We start from the raw sequence: 15,733 nt of genomic DNA on the forward strand, positions 1-15,733 counted from the left end.
TGTGCCAATCAAATTCACTGTATTAGTTGAATTGAATTAGTTAGATTAATTAAGAAAGTAAGTCATGTCTGATGAAAAAGTCTGGGAAAAACAGGCCTTAGAACATTTGTTATTAGAGAACCTCAAGGAACAGCGTCGTGGTCGTCGCTGGAGAACAGCTGTGCGCATGATGACATTGCTTGTTTTTGTCGGCGTTGCGATCAATTTGTTTGATATTGATTTGGGTGGCAAATCAAATCTAGGTAAGCACACGGCTTTGGTTGATTTGCAGGGCGAGATCGCGCCTGATACAAAAGCCAGCGCTGATGCAATCAATGCTTCATTACAAGCGGCTTTTGAAAACTCTGAGAGCGTTGGTGTGATTTTGCGCGTCAACAGTCCCGGTGGTTCTCCAGTTCAGTCCGGCATCATCCATGATGAAATGTTGCGCTTGCGCGCCAAGTACCCTGAAAAATCATTGCACGTGGTGGTTGAAGAAATTTGCGCATCAGGCGGATACTACGTCGCATCTGCTGCAGAAAATATTTATGTTGATAAAGCCAGTTTGGTGGGCTCTATCGGCGTGATCATGAATGGCTTTGGAGTCACTGGTTTGATGGAGAAGCTCGGGATCGAGCGTCGTGCTATCACTGCTGGAAAAAATAAAGCTTTGCTAGACCCATTCAGCAAACAAGATCCAAAGCAAAAAGAATTTGTTCAAGGGATGATCGGTGAAGTGCATGAGCAATTCATCAAGGTGGTGCGCGATGGGCGTGGGGATCGTTTAAAAGAAACTCCTGATATGTTCACCGGTTTGGTATGGAATGGCGCCAAGAGTGTTGAGTTAGGTTTGAGTGATGGCTTGGGCAGTGTCGATGGAGTGGCGCGCGATGTGTTCAAAGCGTCAACGATTGTTGACTACACCATGAAAGATAATTTGGCTGAGCGAGTGGCCAAGCGTTTCGGCGCCGCAATGGGCGAGGGCGCTACCAGGGTATTGATGTACGGCGGTCAGTTGCGCTGACCTCAGTCAAGACTAAGCCAGAATCAAAAAAACAGCTGGTCGTTGATGAAGAGCTTGGAGTAATCCAGGCTCTTTTTTTATCTGCGCTTGCCAAGCACTCACAGTTTTAGAAATCACCAGAGCATTGGGCAAACTCAAATCTGCTGCTACACACATTTGGGTATTGCCTTGCAATGACTGCAGCATTGCTTCAATCATGGCTGCGTTGCGATAAGGAGTTTCAATCCACAATTGAGTCTGGTGCTTTCTCTTAGACTCTTGCTCTAATTGTTTGAGTGCAGCAGTTCTTTCTGGTTCTTTCACGGCAATGTAACCATGAAAAGCAAAGCTTTGACCATTCATGCCAGATGACATCAATGCTAACAATAAAGAATTCGGACCAATCAAGGCTCTCACTGGAATGCCCATTTGATGAGCGGTATTCACAACATCAGATCCTGGGTCAGCAATTGCTGGAAGACCCGCTTCAGACATCAAGCCCATGTCGTGGCCCTCGAGTAATGGCGCCAGCATTGCTTTTAAATTGGTGGATCCATGAGAGGCATCTTTTCCGGGACCACGCCATTCGGTCATCTGCATTTCTTGGATGGGGCAGATTAATGGTGATTGTGTGCCAATAGCCTTTAATAAAGCTCTGGCAGTTTTTGCGTTTTCAACAATCCAGTAGCGAAGCTGGGAAGCTTGCTCGATTGTGTCGCGAGGCAAGACATGCTTGAGCTGAGATTCGCGATCATCATCTCCCAGGGTATTTGGAATTAAATAAAGAGTGCCTGACATTTTTATTTTTTATTGATTTAGAGGAATAGAAAAGCCTGCGTCACGCAAGAGAGTGCAAACCGTTATCAGGGGTAAACCTATCAGGGCGGTTGGGTCATCACTTCGGACATGTTCTAAAAGACAAATACCGAGGCCTTCTGATTTAGCGCTGCCAGCACAATCGTAGGGAGTCTCTGCCAAAAGATAAGCTTCCAAAACAGCATCGTCGAGTTCTCTGAATTTAACTTCGGTGATGGCGTTCACTGTTTTTGCGGATCCTGCGTGAGCCACGCAAACAGCTGTGTGAAATTTGACTGTTTGGCCGCGCAACTTTTGTAGTTGTGCCATTGCATTTGCATGGTCACCTGGTTTGCCCATGGCAGCACCATTTAAATCAACTACTTGATCTGAGCCAATCACGTAGGCCGATGGATTTGAGAGTGACACTGCCAAAGCTTTGGCTTGAGCCAAACGAATGGCCATCAATTCTGGGGTTTCTTTGGGTAAGGGTGCCTCATCCACTTCTGGAGAGATGGTTTCAAATGACAAACCCAGGCGGCCCAGCAATTCTTTTCTGTACTTAGAGGTGGATGCCAAGATCAATCTTTTGCTTTGATTGGCAGAATTCTTGGATAAATTGCTTGGGTTCGGGGCGGCACTCATTTATGCTTTCGGTATGAATTCAAAAAATATGACACCCCACATTTTGCCGAATAATGCCAAGGACCTTCAATCCATCGATATGCGGTCTGGGCAGACTTACATCGGCCAGGGGGTGCTAGAACTATCTCACTTTCCTCGATTGTTACAGGAAATGACGGTTGAGGCTAATTTCCAGCCTTCAGGCCTTCATTGGGAGATGAGTACTTGGTTTGAGGAGCGTTTGGGAACAATTCCTATGCAATACATGCACTTACGTCTAGCGCTTGATTTGCCTCTGACCTGCCAAGCCTGTTTGCAGCCTTATATGGAGTCTTTGGACTCAGACCGTGATTACATCCTTTTTGAGACTGAAGAAGAGGCTGAAGCCTGGGATTTTGATGAGGAAAATCAAGATGCTGAGGATGCTTTGGTGTCCTCTGAGACCTTTAATCTATTGGAAACCATTGAGGAAGAGCTGCTTTTGAACCTGCCTTTGATCGCCAAACACCCCTTGGGCGATTGCAAGCCAGAAGACCTCCAAAAAGTGACTAAAACACTTAAATCGGGGTCAGAAGAGATCATCATTAAGAAGCCCAATCCGTTTGCAATCCTAGAAAAGCTCAAGAAATAATGACTTTATGCTAGAATCTCGGATTCGTTTAGGAGTAAAAACATGGCTGTTCAACAGAATAAAAAATCACCGTCAAAGCGTGGCATGCACCGTGCTCACGACTTCTTGTCTGCACCTTCATTGGCAGTTGAGCCAACGACTGGTGAAGCTCACTTACGTCACCACATTAGCCCAAATGGCTACTACCGTGGTCGTAAAGTTGTTAAGACTAAGAACGACTAATTTCCTCACTGGAAAAGATCAAGCGGCACTTCCAGTGGCCGCTTTTTTCTTAAATAACAATTTTTCATGAGCGTCACGCTAGCAGTTGATGCGATGGGTGGAGACCACGGTCTAGTGGTCACAGTACCCGCCAGCACAGGCCTTCTGGCAGAGTTGCCAGATTTACATATAAGACTCGTCGGTAACGCTGATTTAATCAATCAAGCGTTAGCTCAAGTTCCCTCTGAAATAAAGAGTCGGATCACGGTCGTCCATGCTTCTGAAGTTGTCACGATGGATGATTCCATCGAGGTGGCTTTGCGTAAGAAAAAAGACTCATCGATGCGTGTGACTGCTGAGCAAGTCAAAGAAGGCTTGGCACAAGCCGCTATTTCAGCAGGCAATACGGGCGCCTTGATGGCGATCTCTCGTTATGTTTTAAAAACCTTGGATGGTATTGATCGTCCTGCGATTGCCGCAGTGATGCCTAATCAATTGGGCCGAGGCACGATTGTTTTAGATTTAGGCGCCAATGCTGATTGTGAAGCGATTCACTTATTGCAATTCGCACAGATGGCCGATGTGATGGCCAGAGCCGTGGATGGCATTGCCAACCCTACGATTGGTCTTTTGAACATTGGCGAAGAAGTGATCAAAGGTAATCAAGTGGTCAAAGAGGCTGGTGAGTTATTGCGCCAAAGCAGCTTGAACTTCTATGGCAACGTGGAAGGCAATGACATATTTAAAGGCACGACCAATATTGTGGTGTGTGATGGTTTTGTTGGAAACGTGGCGCTAAAAACCAGTGAAGGTTTGGCGTACATGATTTCTGGATTGATCAAAGAAGAATTTAGTCGTAATTGGATCAGTCGTTTGATGGCTTTGGCAGCAATGCCAGTTTTATTGCGTTTCAAAAAGCGTGTGGATCATCGTAATTACAATGGTGCAGTGCTCTTAGGTTTGCGTGGCTTGGTTTTAAAAAGCCATGGCTCAGCCGATAAAAAAGCATTCACAACTGCTTTGCGCAGAGCGTATGAAGGTGCTAAAAATAATATGGTTGGAAAAGTCGCTGATGCATTCATGGTGACGCATGCAACAAACTCTAGTAATGAGACCGTGGCATAAGGATTCAATTCAATGACTCAACTGACACAGCGATACGCAAAGATACTAGGCACAGGCAGCTACTTGCCAGCCAACAAGGTGACCAATGCCCAGATCACTGAAAAACTTGCCAAAGATGGCATTGAAACCAGCGATGAATGGATTTTTTCAAGAAGCGGTATCAGTGCACGTCATTTCGCTGCGCCTGATCAGCTCACGAGCGACCTTGCTTTGGAAGCTTCTAAAAAAGCGATTGAAGCAGCTGGCATTACTGCGAATGACATCGATTTAATTATTTTGGCCACATCAACGCCTGATAATTTAGGTGGCTTTCCAAGCACTGCGTGTGTGCTTCAAGATAAATTAGGTATCACCAATCAATGCGCAGCATTTGACGTTCAAGCTGTTTGTTCAGGTTTTGCATACTCTTTGGCAGTGGCTGATAGTTTTATTCGCAGCGGCATGCATAAAAAAGTATTGATCGTTGGTGCAGAAACATTCTCAAGAATTTTAGATTTCAAAGATCGCGGTACATGCGTGCTCTTCGGCGATGGAGCTGGAGCAGTGGTGGTGGGTGCGAGTGATGAGCCAGGTATTTTGGCTGCTGCTATGCACGCCGACGGGAGTCATCGTGACATCTTGTGCGTGCCAGGAAGAACTGAGCACGGTGCTTTAGAAGGTTCTGCCTTTTTGAAGATGGACGGTCAAGCAGTATTTAAATTGGCCGTCAAAGTTTTAGAGCAAGTCGCACAAGAAGTTCTAACAGCTGCCAAACTAACACCTGCAGACATTGATTGGTTGATTCCTCACCAAGCCAATATTCGTATCATGGAAGGCACTGCCAAAAAATTAGGTATTGCCTTGGATCACGTGGTTGTGACTGTTCAAGATCATGGCAACACATCGGCTGCATCAATTCCATTGGCACTCGATACAGCGATTCGTGCAGGTCAAATCAAGCGTGGACAAAACCTTCTGATGGAAGGTGTGGGTGGTGGTTTCACCTGGGCCGCTGCAGTCGTTAAATATTGATCGTGATCACCTCAATTAATTACATAAGTTCAATCACTTAAAAAAATATCACAGGAATTTTCATGAAATTTGCATTTGTATTTCCAGGTCAAGGTTCTCAAGCAGTCGGCATGCTAAATGCATGGGGCGACAACGCTGAAGTCAAAAGAACTTTGGATGAGGCTTCAGAAGCTTTGGGTGAAGACATTGCAAAATTAATTTCAGAAGGTCCTGCTGAGGCACTTTCTTTAACGACCAATACACAGCCCGTGATGTTGACTGCAGGCGTTGCTTGTTATCGCGCGTGGATTGCTGCAGGTGGTCCTGCTGCATCAGTGATGGCTGGCCATAGCTTGGGTGAGTATGGTGCTTTGGTTGCTTCAGGGGTGATTGAATTCAAAGATGCTGTGCCCATGGTGAGATTCCGTGCGCAAGCGATGCAAGATGCCGTGCCAGTTGGAACAGGTGGCATGGCCGCTATATTAGGTTTGGATGATGATGCCGTTCGTAAAGCATGTGCTGATGCGCAAGCAGCCACTGGTGAAGTGGTTGAGGCTGTGAACTACAACGCTCCAGCGCAGGTCGTGATCGCTGGTTCAAAAGCAGGTGTAGAAAAAGCTTGTGAGCTTGCCAAAGAAGCTGGCGCAAAACGTGCTCTGCCTTTGCCTGTGTCTGCACCGTTTCATTCATCATTACTCAAGCCGGCATCTCAAAAATTAGAGACTTACTTGGCTGATAAAACATTCAAGGTGCCAAACATTGATGTGATCAATAACGTCGATGTGAGTGTCTTAAAAGATCCTGCAGCCATTAAGAATGCCTTGGTTAGACAAGCAGCAGCTCCAGTGCGTTGGGTTGAGACTGTTCAAGCAATTGCAGCCCTTGGCATCACTCACGTGGTTGAGTGCGGTCCTGGAAAAGTATTAACAGGTATGACCAAGCGTATTAATGGTGATTTAAATGGTTTGGCTGTTTATGACCCTGCCACGATGGCTGAAGTCATGGCTGTCATTAAAGCGTAAAGATTAGAGATTAAAAATCAACGATCAGAGTTATCTATCTGATAAAGCATTGAACTTAGTTTGGGAGAAATTGTGAGCACATTAACTGGACAAATTGCCTTGGTCACTGGCGCATCTCGCGGTATTGGCCGTGCCATTGCCATGGAATTGGCAAAGCAGGGCGCTGTGGTGATTGGCACTGCAACAAGTGAATCAGGCGCTAAAGACATTGATGCGGCATTAAAACCAACCGGTGGTGCTGGTGCAGTTTTGAACGTGAACGATGCGGCTGCTTGTGAAGCACTGATCGATAGTATTGTTAAAGAACGTGGCGCTTTGAATATTTTGGTGAATAACGCTGGTATTACCCAAGATAACTTGGCGATGCGCATGAAAGACGAAGAATGGTCATCGGTGATTGATACCAATTTAAGCGCTGTTTTCCGCTTGGCCAGAGGTGTTTTACGCCCAATGATGAAGGCCAAAGGCGGTCGAATCATCAACATCACCTCCGTGGTGGGTAGCAGCGGTAATCCAGGTCAGGCCAATTATGCTGCTGCAAAAGCAGGTGTGGCTGGTATGAGCCGAGCTTTGGCCCGAGAAATCGGAAGCCGAAATATCACCGTTAACTGCGTGGCGCCAGGCTTTATTGACACAGATATGACCAAAGCCCTCTCAGAAGACCAACAAAATTCACTAAAAGCGAATATCCCCCTCCAACGCCTTGGAACACCCGAAGATATTGCCCATGCGGTAGCATTTTTGGCGTCTCCAGGGGCTGGATACATCACGGGAACAACACTTCATGTGAATGGCGGACTGTATTTGAGCTAATTTGGTCAAATAAGCTGATAAAATCTCTTTTCAATATTTTTACAACAACCCTTGGGGGATTAAATGGATAACATCGAACAACGCGTTAAGAAAATCGTAGCCGAGCAATTGGGCAAAGACGAAGCAGAAATCAAGAATGAATCTTCTTTCGTTAATGACTTGGGCGCAGATTCTCTCGACACAGTTGAATTAGTAATGGCATTGGAAGATGAATTCGGCATCGAAATTCCTGATGAAGAAGCCGAGAAAATCACGACTGTGCAATTGGCTATCGATTTCGCTAAGTCCAAGCAAGGCTAATTAGCTGTGAGCCAGAATAAAGGGCAACGCCGGGTAGTTATTACCGGACTAGGCTTGGTTTCACCAGTGGGTAATACCGTTGGTGATGCTTGGGAAAATTTATTGGCGGGGCGCAGTGGTATTGCCACCATCACTAAATTTGATCACTCTGGCTTAGGCGTGCATTTTGCCGGCGAAGTAAAGGGCTTCAATATTGAAGACTATATTTCTGCTAAAGAAGCTCGCCATATGGATACTTTTATCCACTATGGCATTGCTGCCGGTACGCAAGCCTTTAAAGACTCTGGTTTAGAAGTTACAGAAGCCAATTCTGAAAGAATTGGCGTTTTGGTGGGTTCAGGCATTGGTGGTTTGCCAATGATTGAAGAAACCCACACTGAATATACTAATCGCGGCGCTCGCCGTATTTCACCGTTCTTTGTGCCAGGTTCAATCATTAATATGATTTCTGGCCATTTGAGCATTAATTTGAATCTCAAAGGTCCTAACGTTGCTGCTGTCACTGCCTGTACAACAGGTTTGCACAGTATTGGCTTGGCTGCCCGTTTGATTCAATATGGTGATGCGGATGTGATGATTGCTGGTGGTGCTGAATCTACGATTTCTCCTTTGGGAGTCGGTGGTTTTGCTGCAGCCAGAGCGCTATCAACTAGAAATGATGATCCAGCGACTGCTTCTCGTCCTTGGGACAAAGACCGTGACGGTTTTGTTCTAGGTGAGGGGTCTGGCGTGATGATCCTCGAAGAATATGAACATGCCAAAGCTCGCGGCGCAAAGATTTATGCTGAATTAGCCGGTTTTGGTATGAGTGGTGACGCTTATCACATGACTGCTCCAAACATGGATGGTCCGCGTCGTTGCATGGTCAATGCATTGAAAGATGCTGGAGTTAATCCTGATCAAGTGAACTATGTGAACGCCCACGGTACTTCAACACCATTGGGTGATAAAAACGAAACAGATGCCCTCAAAGCAGCTTTGGGCGAAGCTTCAAAGAAGGTGGTTGTGAACTCAACCAAATCAATGACCGGTCACTTATTGGGTGGTGCTGGTGGTTTAGAGTCTGTTTTCACTGTTTTGGCTTTGCATCATCAAAAATCTCCGCCGACTATTAACATCTTCAATCAAGATCCAGAGTGCGATTTGGACTACTGTGCCAACACTGCTAGAGATATGAAGATCGATGTGGCCGTTAAAAACAACTTTGGCTTTGGTGGCACCAACGGCACCATTGTTTTCCGCCGTATTTAAAAGACTCAATGAATAGTCCAGATATTGCTGGGTTATCCATCAAATAAAGCCTCCTAACTCTGTTGGAGGCTTTATTGCTTTAAGACCATTGAAAATAGACTAAAAATACTCATATAGAAGCTCATTAATAACCATGCTCAGATAGTATTTAAAGGCTTTCCTGCAAATACTTCCTGAATGCTCTAAAGTATCAAGACCATGAAAAAAATCATTTCTGCTTTAACTCTGTCTGTGGCAGCAAGTTCTTTGCTAGTTTTGCCAACTTATGCCCAAAATAATTCTGGGAAAGCCGCTCCGGTGGCGAGCACAACGAGCTCGCCAGCCGCCGCAAGTGCTGTGCGTTCATATCCAGACTTTGTTGATTTGGTTGAAAAAGCCAATCCTGCTGTGGTGAATATCCGCACGACAGAAAAAGTGAATGTTCGTCAAGCTTCAGGCATTCCTGGCATGCCTGGTTTAGATGAAGAGCAGGCTGAGTTTTTTCGCCGCTTCTTTGGTATTCCTTTGCCAACACCAAAGCAACCAGGCCCGAACAATCGTAAACCTCAGCAAGAAGAGCAAAACCGTGGCGTTGGTTCTGGCTTCATCATTGAGAGCAATGGTTTCATTTTGACGAATGCACATGTGGTTGAAGGTGCAACAACAATTTATGTGACCTTGACCGATAAGCGCGAATTCAAAGCCAAATTGATCGGTGCTGATAAGCGTACTGATGTGGCTTTGGTAAAAATTGAAGCAACTGGTTTGCCACGATTAACCATCGGCGACTCTTCAAAGGTGCGTGTTGGTGAATGGGTGCTTGCGATTGGTTCACCGTTTGGTTTGGAAAATACAGTGACCGCAGGCATCGTGTCTGCCAAGAGTCGTGATACAGGTGATTACTTACCATTCATTCAAACTGATGTGGCTGTGAACCCAGGTAACTCTGGTGGTCCGCTATTGAACACTCGTGGTGAAGTGGTGGGCATTAACTCACAGATCTTTTCACGCTCTGGTGGATACATGGGTATTTCTTTCGCGATCCCGATGGATGAGGCGATGCGCGTTTCGAATCAATTAAAGGCCAGCGGCAAAGTCAGTCGTGGTCGTATTGGTGTGGCAATTGCAGAGGTCAGCAAAGAGGTTGCAGAGAGCTTAGGATTGCCAAGAGCACGTGGCGCCTTGATTCGTAACATCGAAGTGGGTGCGCCAGCGGACAAAGCAGGGCTTGAGCCTGGCGATGTTATTTTGAGTTTTGGGGATAAACCAATTGAAAAATCATCGGACTTGCCAAGAATTGTTGGAGATACAAAACCAGGCACGACTTCACCAATCATGGTGTGGCGCAAGGGTGCTCAAAAAGAATTCAATATCACTGTCGCTGATTTAGAGCCTACTCCAAAGACAGCTGCTAAAAAAGCTGAACCAGAAGAAGCGACCTCCACTAAGAATGCATTTGGAGTGGCTGTGATTGATTTATCTGAAGCTAAGAAAAAAGAGTTATCACTCAAAGCCGGTGTTGAAATTACTGCGATGGCTGAAGATGGTGTCTTATCAAAAGCGGGCGCAAGAGTGGGTGATGTGATTGTTCGTTTAAGTGATGTGGACATCATCGCTGCCAAGCAATTTGAGATTGCCATGAAGGCCGTGGCAAAAAACAATAGATCCGTGGCAGTATTTATTCGCAGAGGCGATAGCACCTTGGTGATTCCTGTCAAACCAGGAAAATAAACCTAAAACGATTGTTTTAGATCAGATAACCCTTTAGTTTTAATCACCTTTATTGGAAATCGGGGGGAGACCCCCGTTCCGACTACAATAGAGGTTAGAGGCGTCTTATTGCAGTGCAATATGGTGTTGCATTGCGGCAAGCCGTTTTAAGGAATCCATGGACCATATACGTAACTTTTCTATCATTGCCCATATCGACCACGGAAAGTCGACCCTAGCAGACCGAATTATTCAGCTATGTGGTGGCCTTTCAGATCGCGAAATGGAAGCTCAAGTCCTTGATTCTATGGACATTGAGAAAGAGCGCGGCATCACAATCAAGGCCCAAACCGCGGCTTTGAGCTACAAAGCCCGCGACGGTAAAATTTATAACCTCAACTTGATTGATACCCCAGGACACGTCGACTTCTCTTATGAGGTCAGCCGATCATTGTCTGCTTGTGAAGGTGCTTTGTTGGTAGTTGATGCCAGCCAGGGAGTTGAGGCTCAAACAGTGGCCAACTGTTACACAGCCATCGAATTGGGTGTGGAAGTTGTGCCTGTTTTAAACAAAATTGATTTGCCTCAGGCAGATCCTGATCGCGCCAAACAAGAAATCGAAGATGTGATTGGTATCGATGCCACCGATGCTGTGTCTTGTTCAGCAAAAACTGGTTTGGGCGTCCAGGATGTTCTTGAAGATTTAATTAAAAAAGTACCACCACCAAAAGGTGATGCGACTGCACCTCTCCAAGCATTGATCGTTGATTCGTGGTTTGATAACTACGTGGGTGTGGTGATGTTGGTGCGTGTGATCAATGGCACACTCAAACCAAAGGATAAAGTTTTGTTGATGGCTTCAGGTACTCAACATTTGGTTGAGCACGTTGGAGTCTTCACACCAAAGTCAGTGGATCGCCCTGACTTATCTGCTGGACAAGTGGGTTTCATCATTGCTGGTATCAAAGAGTTGAAAGCTGCCAAGGTGGGTGACACAGTCACGCACGCGCCAGGTCAACAAAATAGAACTCCAGCATCTGCACCTTTGCCAGGCTTCAAAGAAGTTCAACCTCAGGTGTTTGCAGGTTTGTACCCGGTTGAATCAAATCAATACGATGCCTTGCGTGAATCTTTAGAAAAATTAAAGTTAAACGATGCGGCTTTGATGTACGAACCAGAGGTATCTCAAGCCCTTGGCTTTGGTTTCCGTTGTGGCTTCTTGGGTTTATTGCACATGGAGATTGTGCAAGAGCGTTTAGAGCGTGAGTTCAACATGGAACTCATCACGACTGCCCCAACCGTGGTTTACGAAGTAGACCTCAAAGATGGTTCAAAGATCGTGGTGGATAACCCATCAAAAATGCCAGACCCAAGTCGCATTGAAGTGATCATGGAACCAATCGTGGTCGTGAACTTGTTCATGCCGCAAGAGTATGTTGGCGCAGTCATCACCTTGTGTACAGGTAAGCGTGGCATCCAGATGGATATGCAGTATGTGGGCCGTCAAGTGAAGTTAACTTATGAGATGCCGATGGCTGAAATCGTGCTCGATTTCTTTGATCGCTTAAAGTCAATTTCTCGCGGTTACGCATCAATGGACTATGAGTTCAAGGAATACCGTGCATCTGATGTGGTCAAGGTAGATATCTTGATCAACAGTGAAAAAGTCGATGCTCTATCGATCATCGTTCACAGAAGTAACAGTCAATACCGTGGCCGTGAAGTTGTCGCCAAGATGCGCGAGATCATTCCTCGTCAGATGTTTGATGTGGCGATTCAGGCGGCGATTGGCAGCGGCATCATTGCTCGTGAAAACGTGAAGGCCTTGCGTAAAAACGTGTTGGCCAAGTGTTACGGTGGTGACATCACTCGTAAGAAGAAATTATTAGAGAAGCAAAAAGAAGGTAAGCGCCGCATGAAGCAGGTGGGCAGTGTGGAAATTCCACAAGAAGCCTTCTTGGCCATCTTGCAAGTGGAGGATAAATAATGAACTTCGCTTTGATACTTTTGATTTTGTCACTTGTGACGGGTATTGCCTGGGCTGCTGATAAGTTGGTGTTTGCTCCAAAAAGAAAAGCGGCAGGTATTGATCGCATGCCTTTGTGGGTGGAGTACACGGCCAGCTTTTTCCCTGTTATTTTTGCCGTATTCTTTTTGCGCTCATTCTTGTTTGAGCCTTTCAAGATTCCATCAGGTTCGATGATTCCTACCTTGATGATTGGTGATTTTATTTTGGTAAATAAATTCACTTATGGTGTTCGTTTGCCAGTCATCAATAAAAAAGTGATTGAGATGAATTCGCCAGAGCGCGGTGATGTCGCTGTTTTTCGCTTTCCTAAAGATGAATCAGTTGATTACATCAAACGTGTGATTGGTTTGCCAGGGGATGTGATTTCTTACCAGGGTAAGCGCTTGACCATCAACGGCCAAGAGTTTCTGTCTGAAGCCAAACCTGATTATCTCGATCCCGAAAGTATGATTTATGCAAAATTCTTTAAGGAGACATTCCCTAAAGAATTCGGCGGCCATTCTTACAATGTTTTAAATCATCCTGAGCGTCCTGCTGGTGTCTTCATACAAGATCGTTTTCCTTATGCGGAGAACTGCACTTACACCATGACTGGTGTGACTTGTACAGTGCCAAAAGGTCATTACTTTGTGATGGGTGATAACCGAGATAATTCAGCAGACTCCCGCTTTTGGGGCTTTGTTCCTGAAAATAATTTGGTTGGTAAAGCCTTCTTTGTTTGGATGAATTTAGGCGACCTTAAACGCATTGGGCGTTTTGAGTGAGTAAGGTAGCCAAGAGCGATATGACTCCTCGCGCACCTCTAGACATCAAACTCTTGCAGGAGCGTTTGGGTTATACGTTTCAAAAGCCTGATTTATTGATGCAGGCTTTGACTCATCGCAGTCACAGCAAAAAGAACAATGAGCGCTTGGAGTTTTTAGGTGACTCAGTCTTGAACTGCACCGTTGCTGAGATGCTGTATGAGCGTTACAGTGATTTGGATGAGGGTGATTTATCCAGAGTTCGCGCTAATTTGGTCAAGCAACAAGCCTTGTATGAAATCGCTCAAGCTTTGCAACTCTCTGACTGCCTTCGTTTAGGTGAGGGTGAGCTCAAGAGTGGTGGCTTTAAGCGCCCATCGATTCTGGCAGATAGTTTTGAAGCGATTGTGGGAGCCATCTTTTTGGATTCTGGCTTTGAGGCCTCTAAAAAAGTATTGAGAAAGTGGTATTCGCAAATTTTGGAGCATGTGGATCCAAGAACCTTGGGTAAAGATGACAAGACTCTCTTGCAGGAATACCTTCAAGGGCATCAATTACCGTTGCCTATCTACACGGTCGTTGCAACCACGGGCGTGGCCCATAATCAACAGTTTGAAGTTGAGTGCTCCATTCCAAGTTTGAAGGTCACTCTCAACGGTAAGGGTGCGTCTCGTAGAGCCGCTGAGCAAGCGGCTGCCAAGTTATCTTTAGAGGCTGCCCAAAAGATTGTTTCTCAATCTGGCAGAAAGCCTAAAAAGACAAAAGCAACAAAAAAGAAAGCATCTTTAGTCACGGCTAAAGATCCTACAGATGATCAACTGAATTTGAAGTTGAAATCAGAGTAAAGTAAAAATCAAGGAATAGTCGATGTCATTTCGATGTGGAACCGTAGCACTTGTAGGTCGCCCAAACGTAGGTAAGTCAACCTTGCTCAATGCATTGGTGGGTCAAAAAGTCAGTATCACCTCACGCAAAGCTCAAACAACACGTCATCGCATTTTGGGTGTTAACACCACTGAGACAGCGCAATATGTTTTGGTTGATACACCGGGGTTCCAGACAAAATATAACAACGCCATGAACAAAGTGATGAACCGCACGGTGAAAACCACCATGGCGGATGTGGACGTGATTCTTTTTGTGGTGGAATCAGGTTACTGGAGCAAGGCGGACGAACAGGTGCTTGAGATATTGCCTAAAAATATCCCAGTGGTTTTGTTGGCTAACAAATTAGATGTATTTGCTTCAAGAGCAGATGCCCCAGAAGATCGCGATCAAAAGCTATTTACCTTCATGCGTGAGATGAGTGAGAAGTTTGAGTTCTCAGAAATCATTCCCATGACAGCCAAAAATACCGATGATGTGAAGCGTTTGTTAGGATTATTAGAGCCGTACTTGCCTGAGCAAGAAGCGATTTACGAGCCTGATATGTTGACGGATCGCAGTGAGAAATTCTTGGCTGCTGAGATTTTGAGAGAAAAAGTATTTCGTCACACAGGCGATGAGTTGCCCTATGCCAGCGCTGTGATCATCGACCAATTCAAGATGGATGGAACGATGCGTCGCATTGCTGCCACGATTTTGGTAGACCGCGATAGTCACAAAGCCATGGTGATCGGTGAAAAAGGTGCAAAGTTGAAGCGCATCTCCACTGAGGCTCGCCAAGACATGGAAAAGCTTTTTGATGGCAAAGTGTTTTTAGAAACTTGGGTCAAGGTCAAGAGTGGTTGGGCAGATGATCGTGTGATTCTGCGTGAGCAGGGCATAGAGTAATCCACCATCATGTCGACTCGCGTCAACGATGAACCTGCCTTTGTACTTCACAGTATTCCGTACAAAGAAACCAGTTTAATTCTTGATGTATTCACGCGCTCATATGGGCGCATGGCTTTGATTGCCAAGGGCGCAAAGCGCCCTCATTCTGTCTTGCGACCAGTCTTACAGCGCTTTCAACCTTTGGCTGTCTCTTGGAGCGGTAAAAGTGAGCTGCGCACCATGACCAAAGCAGAGTGGTTGGGTGGTGTTCCTCCATTGGTGGGCGATGCTTTGTTGTGTGGCTTTTATCTCAATGAACTTTTGGTTAAATTCATTGCCAGAGAAGACTCTTATGAAGACTTATACGAAGAGTACGCCAAAACAGTTCATTTGCTTGGGCAAGATCCTAAAGAGCTTGAACCTATCTTGCGCCCCTTTGAATTAAGTTTATTAAAGGAAGCGGGCTTTGCCGCGGCTTTGAATTTTTGTATTGATACTCAAACTACTCCTGAAGAAGATGAGCACTACGTTTATCAGCCAGAGAGAGGTATTCGCAAGCTTCAAGCTGATGACCCAGGACATTGGCCTGTGATGACAGGCAAACATCTGCTCTGTATGAATGATAAAAACTATCAAGATCCAGAAACCCTGATTCAAAGTAAAGCGCTCACACGATTCTTGTTAGGTCTGCACTTGCCCGATCAATCCATGATGACGCGGCAGATCTTGATTGATTTGAAAAAAATCTAAATTTCTGTATAATGACTAGTCATCTAACTAGTC

17 protein-coding genes are annotated in these 15,733 nt (G+C 45.5%); 15 read left to right on the plus strand and 2 right to left on the minus strand.

All coding sequences use genetic code 11. The annotated features are described in order from the left end of the window. Positions 1 to 64: 64 nt before the first annotated feature. Complete coding sequence (locus GQ367_RS02800; protein ID WP_215291290.1) at positions 65 to 1,003, plus strand: S49 family peptidase; 939 nt, start codon at positions 65 to 67, stop codon at positions 1,001 to 1,003. 12 nt (positions 1,004 to 1,015) lie between these two features. On the opposite strand, the gene GQ367_RS02805 is transcribed toward GQ367_RS02800, so the two are convergent. Together GQ367_RS02805 and GQ367_RS02810 are read right to left on the minus strand one after the other, a co-directional pair. Beyond that, entirely contained in the window at positions 1,016 to 1,780 is a 765-nt protein-coding gene (locus GQ367_RS02805; protein ID WP_215291291.1) for an SAM-dependent methyltransferase, read from the minus strand. Positions 1,781 to 1,789: 9 nt separating this feature from the next. Continuing rightward, on the minus strand, positions 1,790 to 2,422 hold the full coding sequence (locus GQ367_RS02810; protein ID WP_215291293.1) for a Maf family nucleotide pyrophosphatase: 633 nt from the start codon (positions 2,420 to 2,422) through the stop codon (positions 1,790 to 1,792). Between the two features lie 13 nt (positions 2,423 to 2,435). On the opposite strand from GQ367_RS02810, the gene GQ367_RS02815 reads away from it, so the two are divergent. The 14 genes from GQ367_RS02815 (at position 2,436) to recO (ending at position 15,700) form a co-directional block, all read left to right on the plus strand. Then, positions 2,436 to 3,032 carry a YceD family protein gene (locus GQ367_RS02815; protein WP_215291295.1) on the plus strand — a complete coding sequence of 199 codons (597 nt, stop codon included), beginning with the start codon at positions 2,436 to 2,438 and terminating at the stop codon, positions 3,030 to 3,032. 42 nt (positions 3,033 to 3,074) lie between these two features. Next, positions 3,075 to 3,254, plus strand: a complete 180-nt coding sequence (gene rpmF, locus GQ367_RS02820; RefSeq protein WP_089515462.1) for a 50S ribosomal protein L32 — start codon at positions 3,075 to 3,077, stop codon at positions 3,252 to 3,254. Positions 3,255 to 3,320: 66 nt separating this feature from the next. Further along, a complete protein-coding gene (plsX, locus tag GQ367_RS02825) occupies positions 3,321 to 4,358 on the plus strand; it encodes a phosphate acyltransferase PlsX (protein WP_215291297.1) in 1,038 nt (345 codons plus the stop codon). Positions 4,359 to 4,370: 12 nt separating this feature from the next. Beyond that, positions 4,371 to 5,369 carry a beta-ketoacyl-ACP synthase III gene (locus GQ367_RS02830; RefSeq protein WP_215291299.1) on the plus strand — a complete coding sequence of 333 codons (999 nt, stop codon included), beginning with the start codon at positions 4,371 to 4,373 and terminating at the stop codon, positions 5,367 to 5,369. A gap of 62 nt (positions 5,370 to 5,431) precedes the next feature. Next, entirely contained in the window at positions 5,432 to 6,370 is a 939-nt protein-coding gene (gene fabD, locus GQ367_RS02835) for an ACP S-malonyltransferase (RefSeq protein ID WP_215291301.1), read from the plus strand. A gap of 72 nt (positions 6,371 to 6,442) precedes the next feature. Further along, positions 6,443 to 7,183: a 3-oxoacyl-ACP reductase FabG gene (fabG, locus tag GQ367_RS02840; RefSeq protein ID WP_370624412.1), complete on the plus strand. Its 741-nt coding sequence runs from the start codon at positions 6,443 to 6,445 to the stop codon at positions 7,181 to 7,183. 63 nt (positions 7,184 to 7,246) lie between these two features. Beyond that, entirely contained in the window at positions 7,247 to 7,483 is a 237-nt protein-coding gene (acpP, locus tag GQ367_RS02845) for an acyl carrier protein (protein ID WP_089515466.1), read from the plus strand. A gap of 6 nt (positions 7,484 to 7,489) precedes the next feature. Then, complete coding sequence (gene fabF / locus GQ367_RS02850; RefSeq protein WP_215291303.1) at positions 7,490 to 8,734, plus strand: beta-ketoacyl-ACP synthase II; 1,245 nt, start codon at positions 7,490 to 7,492, stop codon at positions 8,732 to 8,734. A gap of 198 nt (positions 8,735 to 8,932) precedes the next feature. Next, positions 8,933 to 10,444: a DegQ family serine endoprotease gene (locus tag GQ367_RS02855; protein WP_215291305.1), complete on the plus strand. Its 1,512-nt coding sequence runs from the start codon at positions 8,933 to 8,935 to the stop codon at positions 10,442 to 10,444. Positions 10,445 to 10,601: 157 nt separating this feature from the next. After that, a complete protein-coding gene (gene lepA / locus GQ367_RS02860) occupies positions 10,602 to 12,410 on the plus strand; it encodes a translation elongation factor 4 (RefSeq protein ID WP_215291313.1) in 1,809 nt (602 codons plus the stop codon). Continuing rightward, entirely contained in the window at positions 12,410 to 13,216 is an 807-nt protein-coding gene (gene lepB, locus GQ367_RS02865; protein ID WP_215291315.1) for a signal peptidase I, read from the plus strand. The genes lepA and lepB overlap by 1 nt, the downstream gene beginning before the upstream one ends. Positions 13,217 to 13,236: 20 nt before the next feature. After that, positions 13,237 to 14,040 carry a ribonuclease III gene (gene rnc / locus GQ367_RS02870; RefSeq protein WP_215291867.1) on the plus strand — a complete coding sequence of 268 codons (804 nt, stop codon included), beginning with the start codon at positions 13,237 to 13,239 and terminating at the stop codon, positions 14,038 to 14,040. Positions 14,041 to 14,062: 22 nt separating this feature from the next. After that, positions 14,063 to 14,968 (plus strand): GTPase Era, encoded by a 906-nt coding sequence (era, locus tag GQ367_RS02875; protein WP_215291317.1) that lies wholly within the window; start codon positions 14,063 to 14,065, stop codon positions 14,966 to 14,968. Between the two features lie 6 nt (positions 14,969 to 14,974). Continuing rightward, positions 14,975 to 15,700, plus strand: coding sequence for a DNA repair protein RecO (gene recO, locus GQ367_RS02880; RefSeq protein WP_215291868.1), 726 nt, complete (start codon positions 14,975 to 14,977; stop codon positions 15,698 to 15,700). Positions 15,701 to 15,733 lie beyond the last annotated feature (33 nt).

The sequence above is a fragment of the Polynucleobacter sp. MWH-CaK5 genome (assembly GCF_018687615.1).
Taxonomy (GTDB): domain Bacteria; phylum Pseudomonadota; class Gammaproteobacteria; order Burkholderiales; family Burkholderiaceae; genus Polynucleobacter.

Bases quoted from the DNA above. Each gene is read 5' to 3' on its own strand.
- GQ367_RS02800 (WP_215291290.1), top strand. From the start codon at position 65: ATGTCTGATGAAAAAGTCTGGGAAAAACAGGCCTTAGAACATTTGTTA.
- GQ367_RS02805 (WP_215291291.1), bottom strand. From the start codon at position 1,780: ATGTCAGGCACTCTTTATTTAATTCCAAATACCCTGGGAGATGATGAT.
- GQ367_RS02810 (WP_215291293.1), bottom strand. From the start codon at position 2,422: ATGAGTGCCGCCCCGAACCCAAGCAATTTATCCAAGAATTCTGCCAAT.
- GQ367_RS02815 (WP_215291295.1), top strand. From the start codon at position 2,436: ATGAATTCAAAAAATATGACACCCCACATTTTGCCGAATAATGCCAAG.
- rpmF (WP_089515462.1), top strand. From the start codon at position 3,075: ATGGCTGTTCAACAGAATAAAAAATCACCGTCAAAGCGTGGCATGCAC.
- plsX (WP_215291297.1), top strand. From the start codon at position 3,321: ATGAGCGTCACGCTAGCAGTTGATGCGATGGGTGGAGACCACGGTCTA.
- GQ367_RS02830 (WP_215291299.1), top strand. From the start codon at position 4,371: ATGACTCAACTGACACAGCGATACGCAAAGATACTAGGCACAGGCAGC.
- fabD (WP_215291301.1), top strand. From the start codon at position 5,432: ATGAAATTTGCATTTGTATTTCCAGGTCAAGGTTCTCAAGCAGTCGGC.
- acpP (WP_089515466.1), top strand. From the start codon at position 7,247: ATGGATAACATCGAACAACGCGTTAAGAAAATCGTAGCCGAGCAATTG.
- GQ367_RS02855 (WP_215291305.1), top strand. From the start codon at position 8,933: ATGAAAAAAATCATTTCTGCTTTAACTCTGTCTGTGGCAGCAAGTTCT.
- lepA (WP_215291313.1), top strand. From the start codon at position 10,602: ATGGACCATATACGTAACTTTTCTATCATTGCCCATATCGACCACGGA.
- lepB (WP_215291315.1), top strand. From the start codon at position 12,410: ATGAACTTCGCTTTGATACTTTTGATTTTGTCACTTGTGACGGGTATT.
- rnc (WP_215291867.1), top strand. From the start codon at position 13,237: ATGACTCCTCGCGCACCTCTAGACATCAAACTCTTGCAGGAGCGTTTG.
- era (WP_215291317.1), top strand. From the start codon at position 14,063: ATGTCATTTCGATGTGGAACCGTAGCACTTGTAGGTCGCCCAAACGTA.